Origin of the sequence: Methylobacterium isbiliense, from assembly GCF_022179325.1 — a bacterium.
GTDB classification, from domain to species: domain Bacteria; phylum Pseudomonadota; class Alphaproteobacteria; order Rhizobiales; family Beijerinckiaceae; genus Methylobacterium; species Methylobacterium isbiliense.
In genome coordinates, this window is sequence record NZ_BPQQ01000018.1 from 217,123 (window position 1) to 234,485 (window position 17,363).

20 protein-coding genes are annotated in these 17,363 nt (G+C 63.5%); 9 read left to right on the forward strand and 11 right to left on the reverse strand.

Annotation, left to right across the window (positions count from 1 at the left end; genetic code table 11):
* Positions 1-1,631: 1,631 nt before the first annotated feature.
* Positions 1,632-2,909, reverse strand: coding sequence for a vWA domain-containing protein (locus MFF61_RS09025; RefSeq protein WP_238234756.1), 1,278 nt, complete (start codon positions 2,907-2,909; stop codon positions 1,632-1,634).
* 361 nt (positions 2,910-3,270) lie between these two features.
* Here MFF61_RS09025 and MFF61_RS09030 point away from each other — a divergent pair, with 361 nt between their 5' ends.
* Together MFF61_RS09030 and MFF61_RS09035 are read left to right on the forward strand one after the other, a co-directional pair.
* Entirely contained in the window at positions 3,271-3,609 is a 339-nt protein-coding gene (locus MFF61_RS09030) for a hypothetical protein (protein WP_238234757.1), read from the forward strand.
* Positions 3,610-3,692: 83 nt separating this feature from the next.
* A complete protein-coding gene (locus MFF61_RS09035; RefSeq protein WP_238234758.1) occupies positions 3,693-3,854 on the forward strand; it encodes a hypothetical protein in 162 nt (53 codons plus the stop codon).
* Here MFF61_RS09035 and MFF61_RS09040 read toward each other — a convergent pair.
* Positions 3,851-4,138, reverse strand: a complete 288-nt coding sequence (locus MFF61_RS09040) for a hypothetical protein (RefSeq protein WP_238234759.1) — start codon at positions 4,136-4,138, stop codon at positions 3,851-3,853. The genes MFF61_RS09035 and MFF61_RS09040 overlap by 4 nt on opposite strands.
* 190 nt (positions 4,139-4,328) lie before the next feature.
* Positions 4,329-5,027 (reverse strand): Crp/Fnr family transcriptional regulator, encoded by a 699-nt coding sequence (locus MFF61_RS09045; RefSeq protein WP_238234760.1) that lies wholly within the window; start codon positions 5,025-5,027, stop codon positions 4,329-4,331.
* An 812-nt stretch (positions 5,028-5,839) separates the two neighbouring features.
* On the opposite strand from MFF61_RS09045, the gene MFF61_RS09050 reads away from it, so the two are divergent.
* The 4 genes from MFF61_RS09050 (at position 5,840) to MFF61_RS09065 (ending at position 10,803) form a co-directional block, all read left to right on the forward strand.
* Positions 5,840-6,094 (forward strand): hypothetical protein, encoded by a 255-nt coding sequence (locus MFF61_RS09050; protein ID WP_238234761.1) that lies wholly within the window; start codon positions 5,840-5,842, stop codon positions 6,092-6,094.
* A gap of 303 nt (positions 6,095-6,397) precedes the next feature.
* Positions 6,398-7,285 carry a helix-turn-helix transcriptional regulator gene (locus MFF61_RS09055; protein WP_238234762.1) on the forward strand — a complete coding sequence of 296 codons (888 nt, stop codon included), beginning with the start codon at positions 6,398-6,400 and terminating at the stop codon, positions 7,283-7,285.
* A gap of 106 nt (positions 7,286-7,391) precedes the next feature.
* The gene (locus MFF61_RS09060) at positions 7,392-9,329 is read left to right on the forward strand and encodes an autotransporter domain-containing protein (RefSeq protein ID WP_238234763.1); all 1,938 of its coding nucleotides are present in this window, start codon (positions 7,392-7,394) and stop codon (positions 9,327-9,329) included.
* Positions 9,330-10,509: 1,180 nt separating this feature from the next.
* Positions 10,510-10,803 carry a DUF4113 domain-containing protein gene (locus tag MFF61_RS09065; RefSeq protein WP_238234764.1) on the forward strand — a complete coding sequence of 98 codons (294 nt, stop codon included), beginning with the start codon at positions 10,510-10,512 and terminating at the stop codon, positions 10,801-10,803.
* A gap of 70 nt (positions 10,804-10,873) precedes the next feature.
* Here MFF61_RS09065 and MFF61_RS09070 read toward each other — a convergent pair whose 3' ends face one another.
* Both MFF61_RS09070 and MFF61_RS09075 read right to left on the reverse strand, forming a co-directional pair.
* Positions 10,874-11,743, reverse strand: a complete 870-nt coding sequence (locus MFF61_RS09070) for an SIR2 family protein (RefSeq protein WP_238234765.1) — start codon at positions 11,741-11,743, stop codon at positions 10,874-10,876.
* Positions 11,743-12,717, reverse strand: coding sequence for a ParA family protein (locus MFF61_RS09075; protein WP_238234766.1), 975 nt, complete (start codon positions 12,715-12,717; stop codon positions 11,743-11,745). Before MFF61_RS09075 ends, MFF61_RS09070 begins: the two co-directional genes overlap by 1 nt.
* Positions 12,718-13,945: 1,228 nt before the next feature.
* Here MFF61_RS09075 and MFF61_RS09080 point away from each other — a divergent pair.
* The 3 genes from MFF61_RS09080 (at position 13,946) to MFF61_RS09090 (ending at position 14,971) form a co-directional block, all read left to right on the forward strand.
* On the forward strand, positions 13,946-14,341 hold the full coding sequence (locus MFF61_RS09080) for a hypothetical protein (RefSeq protein ID WP_238234767.1): 396 nt from the start codon (positions 13,946-13,948) through the stop codon (positions 14,339-14,341).
* Positions 14,342-14,405: 64 nt separating this feature from the next.
* A complete protein-coding gene (locus MFF61_RS09085) occupies positions 14,406-14,648 on the forward strand; it encodes a hypothetical protein (protein ID WP_238234768.1) in 243 nt (80 codons plus the stop codon).
* A 35-nt stretch (positions 14,649-14,683) separates the two neighbouring features.
* The gene (locus MFF61_RS09090; protein ID WP_238234769.1) at positions 14,684-14,971 is read left to right on the forward strand and encodes a hypothetical protein; all 288 of its coding nucleotides are present in this window, start codon (positions 14,684-14,686) and stop codon (positions 14,969-14,971) included.
* Positions 14,972-15,140: 169 nt separating this feature from the next.
* Here MFF61_RS09090 and MFF61_RS09095 read toward each other — a convergent pair whose 3' ends face one another.
* The 6 genes from MFF61_RS09095 to MFF61_RS09120 are packed head-to-tail and all read right to left on the reverse strand — an operon-like array spanning position 15,141 to position 17,204.
* Positions 15,141-15,704: a hypothetical protein gene (locus MFF61_RS09095; protein WP_238234770.1), complete on the reverse strand. Its 564-nt coding sequence runs from the start codon at positions 15,702-15,704 to the stop codon at positions 15,141-15,143.
* Entirely contained in the window at positions 15,688-15,942 is a 255-nt protein-coding gene (locus MFF61_RS09100) for a hypothetical protein (RefSeq protein ID WP_238234771.1), read from the reverse strand. Before MFF61_RS09100 ends, MFF61_RS09095 begins: the two co-directional genes overlap by 17 nt.
* A gap of 20 nt (positions 15,943-15,962) precedes the next feature.
* Positions 15,963-16,475 (reverse strand): hypothetical protein, encoded by a 513-nt coding sequence (locus tag MFF61_RS09105; protein ID WP_238234772.1) that lies wholly within the window; start codon positions 16,473-16,475, stop codon positions 15,963-15,965.
* Between the two features lie 3 nt (positions 16,476-16,478).
* Complete coding sequence (locus MFF61_RS09110; protein WP_238234773.1) at positions 16,479-16,679, reverse strand: hypothetical protein; 201 nt, start codon at positions 16,677-16,679, stop codon at positions 16,479-16,481.
* Complete coding sequence (locus MFF61_RS09115; protein WP_238234774.1) at positions 16,676-16,912, reverse strand: peptidoglycan-binding protein; 237 nt, start codon at positions 16,910-16,912, stop codon at positions 16,676-16,678. Before MFF61_RS09115 ends, MFF61_RS09110 begins: the two co-directional genes overlap by 4 nt.
* A gap of 1 nt (position 16,913) precedes the next feature.
* A complete protein-coding gene (locus MFF61_RS09120; protein WP_238234775.1) occupies positions 16,914-17,204 on the reverse strand; it encodes a Pam3-gp28 family putative phage holin in 291 nt (96 codons plus the stop codon).
* Between the last annotated feature and the right edge of the window lie 159 nt (positions 17,205-17,363).

Consider the following 17,363-nt stretch of genomic DNA (forward strand, 5'->3'; position numbering starts at 1 on the left):
GCGAGGCCGTCTAGGCATATCGTGCGACGGTTCGATGAACCCGCAGGCCCCGGAGTCGCCCGCCCGGCAGAGCGCGAAGACGGGGTTCGTCGAGACGGCACGGCAGGCCTGCCCTGCCGAGAGCCTCCGCACGCTTCAGGAGCCGCTGGCGGCGTGACGGCAGACGAACCGAGGTGATGGGCGGACGGCGGGCATGCGGCGCAGGCCGGCCGTCGGACCAGGTCGAGCCTCCGCCGAAGCGGAGGCTCGCTGAGACCATTGTCCGATGACGTGGATGCCGATTCGTCGAAAACAATGCAGAACAATCACAGACCTGGAGCCGGATCCGATGGCCGCTAGCTCAGAAGAAGCCGGGCGGTTCTGATGGCCGCCCAGCCAAGGCACGCCGTCCAGAGCGCATCGACACCTTCAAGGAAAAGATCATATTCACGTCGAAACTGCGAGGTCGCCTTGGCAAGACGACGGTTCAGCCTGCGCATGCTCGGTCCGGTCATGTGGGTGCACCTGCAGCGGTCACGTTGATGCAAGCAAATTAACGCGAATTTACGCGGATTAATAGCGGTTAAGTTGAATCAATAAGGGTTAATACTAACGAATGCTTAAAATTCGATGGCCGGGCTGGGCCCGTGGTGGCACGACGGTCCGGAGCCCACGGGCGGGCTTTCGGGGCGGCAGGCGCTTCACCGCACGGGCCCTTGCCGTGCGGGCTCTCGCTCGCCTTCGGCTCGGCCCCGTCGCGATCCGCGTCCTGCGGGCGAGGCCCGCGCCCCGCCATCGCGGAGCGCCGGGCGGTCGTTCTCCTTGGCTCTGCCCCAGCGGCGTCCCGCGTGACGCGCGCCCCCGGAGCAGCGTCGCGGTGGCGAATTCAACAAACGTTGGTGCCGATACCGCCACGCTTGGTACGGTTCAGCTCCGGCCTCCCGTGAGCAGCTCTGCAGGAGTGACCATGGCGGAAACGGTCAAGGCATCTCGACCCCTGAGCATCTGGCCCTCCTCAAGCCTCTGGCCCTCCTCAAGCCTCTGGCCCTCCTCAAGCCTCTGGCCCTCCTGGCGCGCCATCATCCCGGCTTCCGAGGCGGGGCGCGTCGACGGATACGGAGCGGGCAAGCCGCCCGAAGCGGCGGAGCCGCAGGATCGCGGCCTGACGGCCCCCGAGCTGATCCGCTTGGCCCGATCCGCCCGGTCAGCGCGGTCCGGCTGAGCGCCGCGTGGCCATTTACGCCATCCTCCTCCCGGCCGCCGCTCTCGCCGGCGCCCTCGCCGGTCAGGCGCTCGCACAACCGGGCGCGACCGTTGGCCTGCCGATCGGAGCCGGGCTGGCCCCGAGGTCAGCCCCGGCTCCCGCCGCGGCGCCGGCGGGCGCGGCGCGTCCGACGGCCATCGCCCCGAGAGCCGTCAAGGAGCCGGCCGGCACAGCCTGCCGGCCGACATGCCGCGCTCCCGCCGCCGCCGCCAAGGCCGCGGGCGGTGGCGGCCGTGGCAGCCTGCGTCGGATTCGGGACGGCGGCTCCGACGCGACCTGCCGACGCCGCCTCAAGGGCTGATCAAGCCTCGGTGCGGCGGTACGAGGCCTGGGCCCCTGTCCCGCTCGCACCCCGGCCCCATGCGGTTCGTCCCTTGAGTGCTCCCACCTATTGCGTCAGCCTGAACTTGGCGATCGAACTGCCGATGCTCTGAAACGCCGGCTTCAGATCCGCTGCGGTCAAGACGTTGTAGAAGAAGCCGTTCTCGCTGGCGCACGACCGCAACATGGTCTCGTTGCCCTCGATGACGCGCACCGTGTAGATGGTGATCTTGGCTGCTTTCGCAGCCGTGCAGGCTTCAAGGGTGCGCGCATCAATCGCCGCACTGGCACCATTGCAGACGTAGCGCAGTCTCCAGTTGATGAGCTTGTAGCTGCAGATCTCCTGCTCCCAGCGGTTCTGCGTGTTGTCGCCGTCGGTGAGCACGATCATGATCTTGCGCACCCGGGCGTCCGCCATGGCCGTAGCCGTGGCGAGCGGGCCATCGGGCGTCAGCGCCTCCATGCCCCAGGCGACGCCGATGCCGACGTTGGTGTTCCCATCCGCCTCTATGGCGTCGATCGCCGTCCGCAGCACCGCATAGTCCGTACCGAGCGGCTGGATCCGCGACAGCTTCGGCTGGTGCGTCTGGGTCGAGACGGAGGTGCATTTCGCCGCCGGGTAGGCGTTGGCGCTCGTGAACGCGGTGACGGGCATCTGCGCATCGTAGGGTTGATCCCGGTCCGAGAGGCAGCCCTGCCAGCTCTGCGCGTTCACTTCGTTGAGCTTCGTATAGGAAAGCCACGCCGCCGAGGTCGTGATCGGCCCGAGATTGACCTGCGTCGTGAAGGGGACGAGCGCCACTTTCGCGTCGCTGCGGCTGAGCACGGTCTTGTCGAGGTAGGTCAGGAAATCCTTGGCGGCCTGCTTGAGCGCGGGGAGCTTGCCGTCCTGGTTCATCGAGCCCGTGGTGTCGAGCACCAGGGCGACCTCGATGGCCTGTCCTCCCGCCGCGCTCTCCGAACTGACGGCAACCGAGATGGGCTCCGGATGCATCAGCCGCGCGAAGGAGGTCGGCATGCTGGCGACGGCCTCGATCTTGATCTGCGTGCCGCTGCGCGTCGGCGTGAAGCGCGAGAGCGTGATGCCGGGGATGCCCGCATAGGCGGCATCGAAGAACGAGCGCGCTCTCTTCTCGAAGTCGGCCTGCGACAGGACGGGCGCCTCGCGGATCACCCCCAGGGCCGCCACGTCGGCAGCCTGTTGCAGCCTCGCCCTGACATCCGTGGCGCGCGCATGGTCGACTACGACGCCGACCAGCATGACCAATGGAATGAAAGCCACCGCGAACGCGATGGCGACGTTGCCGTCGCACCGCTTCATGAGGAGGCGGAGCCGCCGTGCCATTTCAGCCTCGAAGGTGCGGAGATACTGGTATTGAGACTGTGGACCGGAAGCGTGATGGAATTTTTAATTCGGTCGCCGAATGTCCCGACGTAGACATCAGCCGCTCGTTATTTTTACCCTAGGTCAATGCAATCGTTCCGACTGCTGACGCTGCTGATTGGGACGGCGATCATTTCGGGGCGTGCTAAGTACATGCAGCCAATCTCAGGGATTTCCGGGTCGCAGCAAGGCTATCCGCTTTGCCGTCGTCTTTTGCTGCCTACTGACAAATGTTATGGATCCAGAATAGATGATCCGCGAATACATATGATTGTCGAACAAGCGGCCAGCCTAATGGCCGCATTCGTCAGGGAGAGAGACATTGCGGATCGACAATCTCGACGGGCCGGCAGAACTGACGGTCTGGTGCGCAGGCTCGATCAAGGCGGTGGAGCCGCTTCCGTTCGCGACCTTGCGGGCTGCCCTTCACGAGGCAGGCAGGGTCCTGGCGATGCCTGGCTTGCAGCCCTGGATCGTCACCGCGGACGGCCTGATCCTCACGCCCGCGTGGCTGGAGGCCAACCACGAGCGGTTCCATTCGCCGCCGAACCGATCAGGCGGGCGGGGTGCTCCACTGGCCGGTTCGCGGACGACCGGTTCCCGCTCCTCGTCGCGACACCGCGCCCGCTCGGCCCCACGGCGCCCCCTGTCGCGCCACTGAGGAGTGGCGATTCTGCCTCGTTCTTCCGCCGAGCCTGCCGCTCCTTGCCGGGGGTCCCCATGCTGTGACAGGTGAGGGTCTGCTTGTTCGATGCCGGGCCCGCCGATGTCCCGGCCCGGGCGATCGGCGGATCGCCCTCGGACCGCACGCCGCCCGCGGTCTCCTCCGGCATGCTCGCTCGGCAAACCTGCCGCAAGGCGGATCTCGTCGAGCGGGTTGCCGTATTCAAGACAGTCTTCAACTAAGGAATGTCATCGCCATCCTTCAAGACCTGATCGCGGATCCACGCCACCGCTTCATCCCGCGTTGCAAAAATCTGTCCCTTGTTCCATGCTTGACAAGGACCGAATCCGGCTTCGAGGAACCATTGTCCTCGGAGCGTCGTGTCCGGAGCATTCTTGTCTTCGAGCAAAACGAGTACCGCTACGAGCTGCTTGGCGAAAAAGACGAGCAGGCCGTCCTGGCCGCCGCTCCCAGTGTTGACGACCACAGGTTTCAAGCAGACGCTCGCTTCCATCGGGTTCACCATGCGTTCCTCTGGACGGGCGCACGCATGCCGCGCCACGGCCTTGCGGCATGCGTCTTCGTGTGAGACGCAGCCGCTTAGCTCCTCTAGGAAATCTGAAACGACAAATCTGCCGACGAGTTCCGTCCCGTCTTCGAGTGTATGCAGGCTGATCGGGCAAGCACTGAGTCGTTCTATTGTGCTGATGACTTGATCAATAGGGCGGCGGATCGAAGTCGGCGAAATTTCTCAACTGCTCGAGATCAGTTGCCATAATCTGATTGCCATCATATGATAATAGGCCGATCTGCCGAAGTTGCTTGAAAGCTCTGCAGGCGTGTACGCTGCTGATTCCCAGCATATCAGCAAGATCCTGGTGTGTGAGTGGAATCTCGATGCTGCCGGTCTTGCCCAGGCCGACGGTCTGCAGGCGAGAGAGAAGCTCGCAGATCAGGTACGCCAATCGCTGCGGCACCGGGCGTTGGCCGATATTGGTCAAAGACGCACAAAGGAAGCTTTTTTCTCTGAGAAGGGACCACCAGAGGGCTCGCGCGATGCCGGGGCTGCGCGCGAGAAGGTGATCGATGGCGCCATTTGAGATGAAAGCGGCATGACACGATGTGATCGCGACGACCGTATAATCTGCGCACTCGGTGTGGATGCCATAGAGACCATCGGCATCGCCAGGCACGCGACAGGCTACGATCTGGCGGTCTCCGTTCGTCAGAAGCTTGAAGCAGTAGGCAAAGCCGCTGAGCAGGACGTAGCCGCCATCGTGCAGATCTCCCTCCCGCATCAGAAGCGTGCCTGAAGCGATGGCCTCAGTCCGCGAGGTCGCTTCGATCAGACATTGCTGGTCGTCTGCACTCAGTTCCGGGCCTCGAAGGAGCTTCCGAACGAAGGCGTTCGTCATCAGGCACCCCATACAGCACGGCATGAGTCGTCCGACCCGGATGTCACGGATGAATAGCCAATGCCAGTCCAAACTCAAGGGCCGGATCTCGTATTCGATTGGTTGCATTGGCAACTTTTCAGATCATGATCGCGGCACGAAGCGACTACGGGTTCGCCCAATGCTGCATTCGACGCCAAGCGTCCGGCCTCTCGGCCGATCTGAGCCGTCCTGCACCGCCTGTCGGTGCTGCATCGGCTTGCCGCTCTGCATCGCGGCATCGCTGCCTGGAACAGGATCGTGACGTCTGGGGTGCGACGGTGCCACCCGGGCGGTGATGTGCATGGCCTGCGCGAGCCCACGGCTGACGGGCTCCCGGAACCGGACGCGCTCCCCAGGAGGTCATGGCGGTGACGGGCCGCCGGACCAACCGAAGACGTGCAGCGCTACGCGCGCGCGGCGCGCCGGATCCCACCGAAGGCGGGGGCAGATCCCGCCGACGCTGAGATGATGCCGGCGCTCTTCATGCACCAGCCGCGCACGCGCCAGATGAAGATGGCGGCGGAGTTGGGAGCAAGCCAGCGGGAGAGTTCGAGGGCGCCCTCGATGAAGTCCCTCGGCCGGCAAGGGGAAGTCGGCGCAGAGGGTCGTGCGCATGAAGGGGATGCGCACCAGCTCGCTCCGATCTATCGCTTCCTCGCCGACCCGGTAGAGGCTCACCCGTTGTCCTCCGTTCTGCTGGAACATAAACAGAACGCAGACCCTGGGAGTTCCCGGTCAGGCCCACGCTTGCGCCCTGTGCGGAGCGGGAACGGCAGGTTCAGGAGAGCGTGATGGCGATGCGGACGACGTTCGTGGTGCAGACCTTCGAGGTGCACCGCAAGAAGCTGCGGCCGGGCCAGCGGGACGTGGCACCGACCGAGAGCGGCGCGCTCAAGCGGGCGGAGGCGGTCGCCGCCCGGATGCCGGGTGCTGTGGCGCTGCGGATCGTGGCGGACGACGAGACGGGCGAACTGGAGAGCGTCGCGATCCTGGGTCAGTTCGGCGAGGTGCCGGACGACTTCGCCGAAAGCCTTCAGGGCGGCTAGAGCCGGATCCGATCGCGACGCGATCGGATCCGGCTCTATGTCTCTGACTTCACGCCTTGTCTGCGACGAACCGGTATCCATTTCATCGGATGATGCTTTAGGCGCTTCAACCCAGCGAGGAGATCAGCTGGGTGACGGCGGAGTTCTATGCGTGCACCTGTGTTCGGCGATGCCTTGACCTGTCATCCGTTCAAGGAGCTTTCGTCGTAAGTCGATCGTTGAATGCAGCCCTTCAGCCAATCGGAATAAATTGTCAGCAAGGCCGTTTGCAACGCGACAAGTGGCCGTTGGGAGGTCATTATCATGGCGAACATCGTTCGCCCTGCGGACGCGTGGGAGCGATATGCGACGCCCGCGGCCACGCTCCTTCGGCACGAGGAGCCGGAGTGGGAGTTCCGCGAGTTGGAATACGGTCCGGGCGGAACTTGGGATGTGGTCACGACGCGCCTGCACGTCGCCTCCCACCTGGATCCGCTCCGCCAACGCCTTGGGTCACGGAAAGCCTCGTTCTGCTCCGTCGCGCCCAGTGCCGCGATCAGCGCATCCGGCGACCATCTGGCAGGTGCCTGGGAAGGCATAGGGCGTGGCCAGCATCTCATCGTTTCTCCGGGCTTTGTTGCAGCCGCGTTCGAGCGCGATATGGGTGCGGAGACTGTCCTTAAACGGCATTTTGCCTATCAACGAGACACAGACCAGACGGATACGATCATTCAGAACCTCCTCGGCTGCATTGCTGCCAATCTGCGTGGGGGAAATCCCAACGGCTCCATTTTCATGCAGACGATCGTGCTCGCTGTCGTCCACCACGTGCTGCGCTTGCCTCAGCCGACCACCGACACGCATCTCTCGCGCGGAGGCTTGTCGCGCGCGCAATTGAGCGTGGTGATTGATATGATCGATGCGCAATTGACTGCGCGCCCAAGTCTTGTCGATCTTGCTTCTGTGTTGAATATCAGTACGCGTTATTTTTGCCACGCGTTTCGAATTTCGACCGGATTGTCGCCACATCAGTTCATCATCAAGCGCCGGATGGCTTTGGCACGATCCTTGATCGAAACGGGCAATCTGTCCCTGAGCGAAGTCGCGGAGGCGTCGGGCTTCAAGGATCACAGCCAGATGTCAGCCACCTTTCGGAAGGTCCTTGGGGTCCCTCCGTCGCATTTCCGCCACAGCAAGACACGTACGAACTAATTGCAACGATCGACGCATTCCCGTTTTCACCATTCGATCCCGTTCTGAAAAGCGACGCTTTCGCCAGGACGGTAATCCCTTGGCCTCTACAAAAAGGGGACTAGGGATGAAATCCACCACCAAGGCGCTGCTCCTCTCTGCAAGCCTTCTTGTGCTTGGGACAGGAACCAGCTGGGCACAATCCGGCTACTACACTGGGCTCTACGGCTTTGGTGACAGCCTGACTGACAACGGGCGGATCCCGCGCGAAACGAACGGCTACAGCCCGACCGGAAGCCTCGACGCGCAGCGCGGCACGCGCCTGTACGAGGGCGGTCGCTGGTCGAACGCGCCGACCTACTACGAGGCACTGCCTGCCCTGATCGGCGCGCCGTACGTGGCTGCCAACGACTACGCCGTCGGCGGCTCCCGCTCGACCCCTCTGCCGCCCAACCCCTTCGCCTCGCCGGCCTTTCCCTGGGGCGTGCCCGACCAGATCGACCAGTTCACGGCGCGCACCGGCCGTTTCGGACCACGCGACATCGGCCTGCTCTGGATCGGCTACAACGATCTCTCGTCGATCCCGGTGGCGGCCAGCCCGCAGGCTCGCGCTGACGGCGTCTCGGCGATCCTGGCCAACAACCTCACGGCGCTCAACCGGCTCGTCGGCCTCGGTGCTCGCGAACTTCTGGTGCTCAATCAGCAGACCTTCCGGGGCAACAACCGCGATCTTGCCGCCTCCTTCAATGCCCAGTTGCCCGGCCTGCTCGCTCCGATCGCAGCGAGCGGTGTCAACGTCCACTACTTCGACGTGGACAGCCTGCTGAACCGCTTCCGCGCCAACCCGACCGCTTTCGGCTACATCCCGCAAGCGGCCACCGGCAATTGCAGCGCCGACCCGGCCTGCGCGCCGATCGGCTATCTGAATGGGGGAGCGGCCGAGAACCAGTACATCTCGGTCGACGGTGTCCACCTCACCGGTCGCACCAACACCTACATCGCCCAGTTCATCGCCAACCAGCTCAACGCACCCCTGACCCTCGGGCCGCAGGCGGATCTCGGCCAAGCCGCAGGCCTCGCCTTCTCCTCGACCCTCATCGACTTCCTCAGCGCCGAGCGGCGGCGCAACATGGCCATGTCCGTGCCGTCCGCCTTTGCGGCGGATCTGCCCGGCCGCGCCCCGCCTCCCGTGACCATCCCGATCCAGCCCGGCAGTCCGTTCTCGGTCTTCGCGCTCGGCACCTATGTCGGCGTCGATCGTACCGCCCAGAACCGGGCCGGAGGCGGCAGCCTCGGCAACACCTATGGCGCCGACTTCGGCGGTGTCACGGCCGGCGTGCTCTATCAGGCCACGCCGAACCTCGTGCTCGGTGCCGCCTTCAACTACCTGACCACCAGCGTCGATCTGCGTGGCCTGAGCAATGGCCGGATCGATCTCGACAGCTTCCAGGGCGCGGGCTTCGCCTCACTGTCCTTCCCCAACTTCTTTGCCGATGCCGCGGTCACCTACGGCGGCAACGACTACAGGCTGAGCCGGCCGGGCGTGCTCAACGATCGGCTGACCGCCTCCCCGAGCGGCGACACAGTCACGGTGGCGGCGCGCGTCGGTTATCTGTTCGATTTCGGGACCTTCAAGGCTGGACCGGTCGGCGAGGTTGCATACGCAAACGTGCACGTGAACGGATACAGGGAGACCGGCGATCCGTTGCTCGCGATCGGCGCGAACCGGCAGAACCTGGAGGGGCTGACGGCTGGCGGCGGCGTCCAGATCCGCACGGTCGCCCCGCTGTTCGGCGGTCTGATCAGCCCGTTCCTGAACGTGACGGCGCAGCACGACGTCCTGGACGGTGTGCGGACGGTCACCTCGTTCCAGACCTACGCGCCCACCCTGCTGATCCGCACCCAGACCGGCCGGCGCGGCGACGACTTGTACGGCCGGCTGGCCGGCGGTCTCGATCTGGATCTGGGCAACGGCCTGAGCGGCATCATCACGGGTTCTACCAGCTTCGGCCGATCGGGTGGCGACGATCACACGGTCAGCGCCGGCCTGCGATACCGGTTCTGAGCATACTCCCGCCACCACGACTGGCCCGGCGGCGAGAACGCCGGGCCGTTTTGTTCATGCGGCATGCGAGCTTCCACACCAAGCTCCCACACCAAGCTCCCACACCTGGGCGGGCATGACATGCGGACCATGGACCTGCTGTCCGACGCCGCTCGGACGCGTGAGATCGCCTGAGATCGTCATTCTCGTATTGCCGCGCCCGGCGTGCTTGGCGGCTGAAGCCCGGGCGCGGTGAGGCGGGAGATCGCGGACGATCGGCGCCGCGGCGGGGCCCGCATCGCCTCGCGGATCTCGCGCAGCAGGTCGTTGCCGATCCGCACCTGCTCCGCCAAGCGGATCAGCGGCCCGCTGCTCTCGCTGCGGTCGCGCTCCAGGGCGTCGAGGCAGGCACTGATCTGGGCGAAGCGCTCGTCTCCCGCCTTGGCGAGCAGGGCTTCCTTCTCGCCCAGCGCCTCGACGCGCGTCGATCTCCGTCACGTGGGCGCCGCTCCAGACGAGGTGCCCGCCGAGCCCCAGGATCAGCCCCCCACCGCCCACAAGGAGGCGCGCTTGGGCCGCGGCAACGCGCCCTCGGGCGTGCCGTCGGGCGGGTGCGGCGGCATCGCGTCCTCGGGCAGGCGTTTCGGCTGACGGAATGACCCTCCCCGAGGAGCCGCGCGCCACCACGGCGGCGCTCTGGGTCGAGGCCGCGGTCTGCGCCATCGCGGTCGCGGTGGCCACCGCCGAGTAGTTGCTGTCGGTGGCCGCCTTCACGCTGGCCGCGCCGATGCGGCCGAGATCGTCGGCGAGCGTGCGCACCGAGGCCGCGTAGCCGCCATTGGCCTGGATGCCGGTGTTGAGGGCATCCGAGACCTTGACCATCCCGGCCACCATCGAGGCGGCGAGGTCCTGGATGCCGGCCTTGGCGGCGGCATGGTCGGTGGCGAAGTGGATGGTGAGAGGGGTCGACATGCGGGACCCCGCGGCTTGCGCAACGAGGCGGACGACGTCATGAGACGGGCGTCGCTGAAGTAGAGTGAGCCCTGTGAAGCCGTCCCTGACGGGCCCGGGCCTTCGCCTCGGCGGAGGTGCACACCTGGACGGAGCCGGAGATCGCCCGCTTCGAGGCGCGGTGGCCGATCGGCTCCAAGCAGCGGCTCGCCTTCGCGCTCCACCTCTACAGCGCTACAGCAAGGCCGGGGTGATCACCACCGACCTCGTGCCGCTGGCGGAGAGCCCGCGGGCGCTGTTCGGGGCGCTTGATCGCGAGCGGGGTGGTGCGCTGATGGCGGCGATGGACGCCTGCAACGCCCGCTTCGGGCGCGGCAGCGTGGTGCCGGGGCGCGCGGGTATCGTCGCGAAGCGGACGTGGTCGACGAAGTTCGAGATGCGCACGCCGCGCTACACGACGCAGCTCGCCGAGGTGCCGATGGTCAGGGCCGAGCCGGGTAGCCCGCCCTCAACGCCGAAGGAGCGATACCTGGTTTGCCGCTAATGCGTTCGGCCCCAAGGGCATGACATCATGCCCGCCTCCCATGCGTACTCATACATGCATCATGGCCATTTCACCAAGTATTAGTGGTTCCCATTTTCTCGATCTCAGGCTCAAGAATTGAATTGAGCTGTATAAGTTCGGCAACAAGGCCTGTGGGCGCATCATCAATTCGATCGTATTCCAATACTTTTATATTTCTGTTATCTCTCAAGGAAGCTCTTCTGTCCACGTGCATGGGATTGCCAGAAAGAAAGTAATGCGGTAATTGACTCGGAAATCCAAAATTCTGATTCTCAAGCAGTAGATTGATGTCAGGATCTGAATATCCTGATCCAATAAACAAGAATGTATGCGTTAGAAGCGCTGCGTCAAAAGCTTGATAGAATGCCGCATGTTTAATTCGAGCGCGTGCGTAATCTTTTTGAGTAAATATTAAACTTTCTGGAGAATTTAGATTCCCGTGAACTTTAATTATATATCTTCCTCCGCCTCGCAAAAACTCAGAAACATCTGTGTCATAGTAATTCTTCACTATGTGGGATCCGTGGTGTATATTATTAGCATGTCTTTCATATATAACATCAAAATTAAGCGAAAAAACGATGCGTGCATCGAGCCTCAGGATCTGCTCATGAATTTCAGCGGGGGCGTAAGCTGGCGCCGAGAATGTTCGCCTCAGGTATGAAACCCAGTTTTCATCATACCTCTTTTTCAGCCATTCACACGCATGCAGGTAATCTCCACTTGCAACTGCCTCCTCAATGGGGCCAAGAGAATCTCTGTTTGGGCAATCAATGATTGCTTGCCTCAAGAAGCCTTCCCACATTGGAGGCCTTAAACTTCCATGTCCAAGCGCATGTCTGGAGACACCGCTTCCAATGACCACTATCACGCGCCGGCGTGCCAAGTCAGCAATCAGTCCTTCAGGCCAAGCGATCATTAGACGGCACGCTCCAAAAGGCGCTCAGACACGGCCTCGAATATTTTCTTGGAGTCTTTCACTTTCGAGAAATGTGCACCCACAACTCCGTCACTACTGCTCAGCTCAAAGATCGGTGCGTGATTGCTTTGTGACATGGGAACTAGGCTGAATAAATTTGGTACTGTACCAATCTCGAGCTCGCTCTGGTCCAATGTTCCAGCTAACCCATTGGCAATGATGACGGCATCGATTTGCTTCCTAATCTCTTCATATGCCTGGACCGCACGCCTCTGACCTTGCTCGTCCTTCTTGGCAAGATATTGCTGAGTTACATAGCCTATGAACTCGGGCTTGCTGTAATGAAGGCTTGGCAGGCGATCTCTGTATTTGACACTATCCAGCCCTCGTTCCCAATCTTGCCACCAATCGTTGATCCATCGCGATATGTTCTCAAATGCCTTTAAGGAAAAAATATCAAGAGATACTGGGCTCATGAAATAGTCAGAGCTCAGCATTACAGATCTGTTCAATGCGCCGAGCGACGGACTTACATCAAAGAACACGAAATCGTAGCTGCCCAATTTACTCAGCAGCTCTGAGAAGACGAGATTAGTTCTAATACCTCGGACGTCTCCCGCTCTGGCATCGTTCCAATCGCGAGCCAGAAGGTCCTCAGTCAAGGCAAGCCTGGGATCACCGGGAATTAAATCGACAGAAAATCGTTTTGCACGCATAGTCGTTACGTCTTTGGTGTATCCCTCCCCTGCGGCAAGTGGTTCAATAATTTTATGGATAGTGAAAGATTTCTCGTCGCGATAAATCTTCTGAATCGCCTTATCACCAAATAGATATTGGGTAGCGTTGCATTGTGGGTCAACGTCAACTATACAGACCCTGCGAGATTTGTATAAACTTATGTATGCCGCAACATTGCATAGCAGTGTTGTTTTTCCTACGCCGCCCTTGTTGTTAAAAAATGCAATTGACTTCACTCAAGCCCCCAATAAGAAGCGACATTGACTACGGTGGGAACACAGACCATTACTACTCGCACCGCCTTGAAAGATCAAATTAGAAGAGTTTCTCCAATTGCACCATATAAGGGGTTTACCGCGCGCATACAAGATCCACTGCCGAGCGCCTAAGTTGAAACTATAGTTGCTGCTTATCTTTATGCCCAGCAATCATCTCTACTGCGACGTTCTTCTCGTAGCAGAGTACGACACGATGTGGGTTGTTGGCTTTGCTCCGTCAGCCCCTCGACCGATCGGCACGGTGGCGCTGGTATTACAGGCGGAGAGGCGTGCTAGCTCCAGATCGATACAGCATGAGCTTGTTGGCAATCTTCGCCTCTGACAGCCATGCAGGTGCCTTCTTGGGCGTGGACAAGTTTGGAAGTTGCTAAGAAGCGGGGCCGGCCGTAGCGGAGCCGCCTGGCCCCGCCCGAATGATTTCTGGCCGATGGTACCAGCAGGCTGCGACAGGGCAGAGGTAACGAGGTGCAGGAACTCTATCGGGAGGATCTGGAGTGGCTTGGAAGCGAGCTGATGCGCATTCCTCACATGACCAGGCGCCACCCTGCACCCAAGGGCTCGAACCGCCATTTCTGCCCCTCAATCGACTGAGTTTTCGTGTTGCATCCGTGTTGCACGGAGTAGCCTACGTCTCGTTGTAACCCATTGTAAATACAGGAGTCGTGTTGCTGCTCGTTGCAACACGGAAAGGGTAGGGGAGGGACATGAAAAAGCCCGCCAAGTCATTGACCGAGCGGGTATTTCAGTGGCAACCCCGGTAGGGCTCGAACCTACGACCTGCCGCTTAGAAGGGAGTGAGCCGTCGAGGTGAGGCGCCCCTCCGAGCGGCGCAGCGTCAGCGCAATCTCCTCGATGGTTGGGCGCTTGCGGTACATCGGTCCTGCCTCCACGTCCCTGCGGAACACCGTCCCGCACCGGCATCGGCTTCACCAGCCCGGGCAGGAAAGGCAAGGCTGAATGCGGGCGTCTCCCGCACATTCTGGGCCGAATTTGGGGTCATTCACGCTTCTGGGCTGCGGATATCGAGCTAAGTGCTTGATACCGTTGGCGCTCCCAAGGGGACTGCGCAGAGCCTGATTTCTCAAAGAGTTAGCGCAAAGTGGGACCCGAAATCTGCCCACGGAATCATTAGGCTTTTTGCCTCTCGGGTCCCACCGATTTCAGCCTGTTCTTGAGAGGTGGGACCATGACCAAAGGCCCGTTCGCCGACACGTCGCGGCTGACGATTCACGCCCTCCCCGCCGACGTCGCCAGGATGGTTGCGGAGACGGTCAAGCAGATGGAGCGCGAGCGTGACGAGGCGCGAGCGGAGGTGGAGCGGCTGCGGCCACTGGGCGAGGCGGCCCTTGCGGTGGCCGCTGCGGAGGAAGCCGAGCGCGCCGCGACGCAGGCTTATCACGATGCTTGGGACAATCAGGCGCGCCGAGGCATCGCCCCGCGCGACATGGACCTGAGTACGCCCCGAGAAGCAGGCGATGTCGCCCATGCGAAGCGGGTCAAGGCGAACCGGCTGATCTTCGACGCAGCGCGAGAGTATGCCCGCTCTGCCCTCACCACTCCCCCACCCGATCCCGCGGCATAGCGGTCAGGGAGTGAGGCGGAGGGGGCATCCGCCCAACGGCCGGTTGCCGGACGAGGAGAGGATGATGGACAGCACCACCCCCTGGATGCGGGCGGTCGCAGAGCTGGACGACTACTGGGTGCGGATCGGCCAATTCCCCGACTTCGACCGCATCAACGCGATCCACGAGCGCATGGTGGACCTCCAGAGCGAAGACGACGACGAGTCCGCATGGAAGGACATCCTCCACGACGCGCTCGCCGGCCTCGGCATGCAGGTGGAGTTCCTACACGACAGCATCGCCCGCATCATCAAGAAGGACGCCTGAACGGCCGGTTGCCGGACTACAGCCGAGGAGGATCGATGAGCACACCAACATGGATCGACCGGGCGGCATGGGTTGCCGCCATCGCGCTCAACACGCTTCGCGCCAGCCACCCGGACGCGGTGCCGGAGCGCGATCCCCAGGGCAAGTCAGTCGAGCACCTGATATTCATGGCGCAGACCCTCGCTCGGCGCGAGCTGGACAGCGAGACCAAGGCGTGCCGGTGGCTCGGCTACCTGCAAGCTGGCCTCGTCTTCCACGGCCTGAGCGACCTTGAGGCCGAGAAGGAACTCAACATCAAGAGCCGGTCCGCCCTGTCCGCCTAAGGATGTCCGGCTTCCGTGTCCGCGTCCGGAATGAGAGCGGCGTCCAGGCTCGCGTGCGGACGGCGAGCCGGACGCGCTGTTTCATGGAAGGCAATCCGGACCTAGGCCATAAAGAAGCCCGCCTCGGCGGGGCCGGGCGGGCTGATCTCAGCGGCGGGGCGCGAGCGGGTCAGGGCGGGTCAACGCCGTAGCCCACCCCGACGTCAAGGTATCGGCGCAGCCAGCCCGCGAACCAGTGCAGTTCGGGCTGCGACCACCACAGGAACACCACGAAGCCGATCGCGACCGCCCAGGCCGCGCCGAGCGTCGCGCGGTTGAGGTTGGTGACACCCCGGCCGAACAGGTTCGGAGCCTTGAGCAGGATCGCCGTGGCGACGATGAAGCCGAGCCAGCGGCCATCATACACCGGGTTGTTCACGAGAAACGCCGGCTGCCCCGAGAGGCGCCAGAGCAACGCCCAGGCGCACGTCACCGCGAGCGTGAACACGAACAGGAACAGGGCGATCGTGGCCCACTCGTCGCGCTCGGGCCATGACGGCTTTATCAGTACCTTCAGCGCCGGCACGAGGTAGCTCACCGTTCCCACGGCGCCGAGCCCGGCGCTGATGGCGATGACGGCCTCGCTGAAGTCGCGATAGGGCACGATGGCCGCGAGGCCGAAGTAGATCGCGACGAGCGCCAGCAGGAGGAGGAGCGCCGGCCTCCACAGCAGCGCGCTAATGGTCCGCATCATCGTCCCGGTCCACCTCCCGAAGGGCGCCCCGCAGGATCGCCTGGATGCCGCTCTCGACCCGCATCGACTGGCCGTGGGTTGCCACAAGCCCCATCGCGGCCCGGCTGTTCGTCTTGCTAGCGGCGGCGAGCGTGCGTTCGGCCTCTCGGTCGCGCTCCTCGCGCTCGGCCATGCCCGGCACATACGGGCAGGCGTCGCAGGCAGGAGGCCGCGCGGCAGGGCGGAGGAAGTCGAACATGGCTGAAAGCCTCCACCGCATCAGGCACCCCCGGCCGATCCGGGCGAGCGCACGGCGCCCCCGTGCCATAGCAGCTTGTCGATCGCGCTGCCGTTCGCCTGCACACACGCGCTGACCAGTCTCAGGCTCTCGCCGTTCTGCTTGGCGATGAGCAGCAGTTCGCGCAGCGCCTCGCCCATCTCCTTTGCGGAGGCGGCGCGGTCCGCCGCGGTTTGGCTGATGACGTTTAGCGCCCCGGTGTTCGAGTTGAGGGCGGTCATCACCTGTTGGATGTCAGAGAACCGCCTGTCATGCAGCGCCTCGATCTGCTTGACCAACTCGTCCCGGTGCCGCTCGTAGTCCTCCCTCACCTCCTTGAGGATGCGCTCGTGCTCGGCGCGGGCGCGCAGCAGGAGCCACAGGAGGACGCAGGCGATCCCGAGCGCCAGGATCAGCAGGGCGCCGAGAACGCCTTCATTCGCGATCCGCTGCGCTGCCTCACCGACGCCGGGCGGCAGCGGGACCTCTGCCGCGGCGAGGGTGATGTGCTCCACGGGTCAGCGCCTCCCCCAGCCGCACGCCGCGACGCCGGCCGCGTTGTGGGCACGGATCTGGCGGCGGGTCTCGGCGGTGTCCTGGCGCGAGTAGCGGATCGGCGCGGCGACCCGGCAGAACCGGGCCGCGTCGACCTGGGTCTCCGGCGCCGTGCACGTGAGGTGCGCGACGATGAAGGCGATGCCGGTGCACTCGAACGTCATGGGTCGCGCCTCAAGAAGGGGTCGTTCGGATCTTCGGGCTCGGCGTCCGCGCGCTCACCAGCCGCCTTGGCGGTCGCTTCCTGGCGCTCCGCCTCGCGCCTGGACGTCTCGGCCTGCGTCTTGGCGCCGAGGTCGCGCAGCGCCTCCTCCGCCCGGCGTCGGGCCGCGTAGTCGTTCACGGCCCGCGACAGGAAGGTGATGATGGCCGAGAGCCACCAGGGCAGCCCGAGCACGTCAGTAGCTCGCCGTGACCTTGTTGCCCGGGATGGCGTTGGCGATCACTGGCTCGGTGAGCACCTTCTTGACCTCGGGCAGTGCCGCAGCGGACGCCACGAGGTTCTTCTTGCTCCGCGCGACGAGCCCCCAGACCGTCGCGCCGATCACCGCGGCGGCACCAGCCAGGACGATGAGCTGATCGGTCAAGGCGGCCGCCTGCTCGGCGCTCACCCAGCCGCGGGACACCGCCAGCGTGCCAGCGATCTGCAGGCACGTGCGCAGCAAGGACATGGCCTGTTCGTAGTTCATGGGGTCCTCGGGGATTGTGCTCGGCTGGCCCGGCCGGCTCGGGATGTGGTACTGACGAGGACAGGCGCGACGACGGCGCTCTCCGAGGCGGTGACGAAGCCGGATGCCTGTCCACCCCGCGAGGGGTGTCAAAATATCGGCTTTCCGGATTGTAGCGTG

What these genes read in the sequence shown, in the direction of transcription:
- MFF61_RS09025 (WP_238234756.1), bottom strand. Translation starts at nt 2,909, where the DNA reads ATGGCACGGCGGCTCCGCCTCCTCATGAAGCGGTGCGACGGCAACGTC.
- MFF61_RS09040 (WP_238234759.1), bottom strand. Translation starts at nt 4,138, where the DNA reads ATGGTGAACCCGATGGAAGCGAGCGTCTGCTTGAAACCTGTGGTCGTC.
- MFF61_RS09045 (WP_238234760.1), bottom strand. Translation starts at nt 5,027, where the DNA reads ATGACGAACGCCTTCGTTCGGAAGCTCCTTCGAGGCCCGGAACTGAGT.
- MFF61_RS09050 (WP_238234761.1), top strand. Translation starts at nt 5,840, where the DNA reads ATGGCGATGCGGACGACGTTCGTGGTGCAGACCTTCGAGGTGCACCGC.
- MFF61_RS09055 (WP_238234762.1), top strand. Translation starts at nt 6,398, where the DNA reads ATGGCGAACATCGTTCGCCCTGCGGACGCGTGGGAGCGATATGCGACG.
- MFF61_RS09060 (WP_238234763.1), top strand. Translation starts at nt 7,392, where the DNA reads ATGAAATCCACCACCAAGGCGCTGCTCCTCTCTGCAAGCCTTCTTGTG.
- MFF61_RS09070 (WP_238234765.1), bottom strand. Translation starts at nt 11,743, where the DNA reads ATGATCGCTTGGCCTGAAGGACTGATTGCTGACTTGGCACGCCGGCGC.
- MFF61_RS09080 (WP_238234767.1), top strand. Translation starts at nt 13,946, where the DNA reads ATGACCAAAGGCCCGTTCGCCGACACGTCGCGGCTGACGATTCACGCC.
- MFF61_RS09085 (WP_238234768.1), top strand. Translation starts at nt 14,406, where the DNA reads ATGGACAGCACCACCCCCTGGATGCGGGCGGTCGCAGAGCTGGACGAC.
- MFF61_RS09090 (WP_238234769.1), top strand. Translation starts at nt 14,684, where the DNA reads ATGAGCACACCAACATGGATCGACCGGGCGGCATGGGTTGCCGCCATC.
- MFF61_RS09095 (WP_238234770.1), bottom strand. Translation starts at nt 15,704, where the DNA reads ATGATGCGGACCATTAGCGCGCTGCTGTGGAGGCCGGCGCTCCTCCTC.
- MFF61_RS09100 (WP_238234771.1), bottom strand. Translation starts at nt 15,942, where the DNA reads ATGTTCGACTTCCTCCGCCCTGCCGCGCGGCCTCCTGCCTGCGACGCC.
- MFF61_RS09110 (WP_238234773.1), bottom strand. Translation starts at nt 16,679, where the DNA reads ATGACGTTCGAGTGCACCGGCATCGCCTTCATCGTCGCGCACCTCACG.
- MFF61_RS09120 (WP_238234775.1), bottom strand. Translation starts at nt 17,204, where the DNA reads ATGAACTACGAACAGGCCATGTCCTTGCTGCGCACGTGCCTGCAGATC.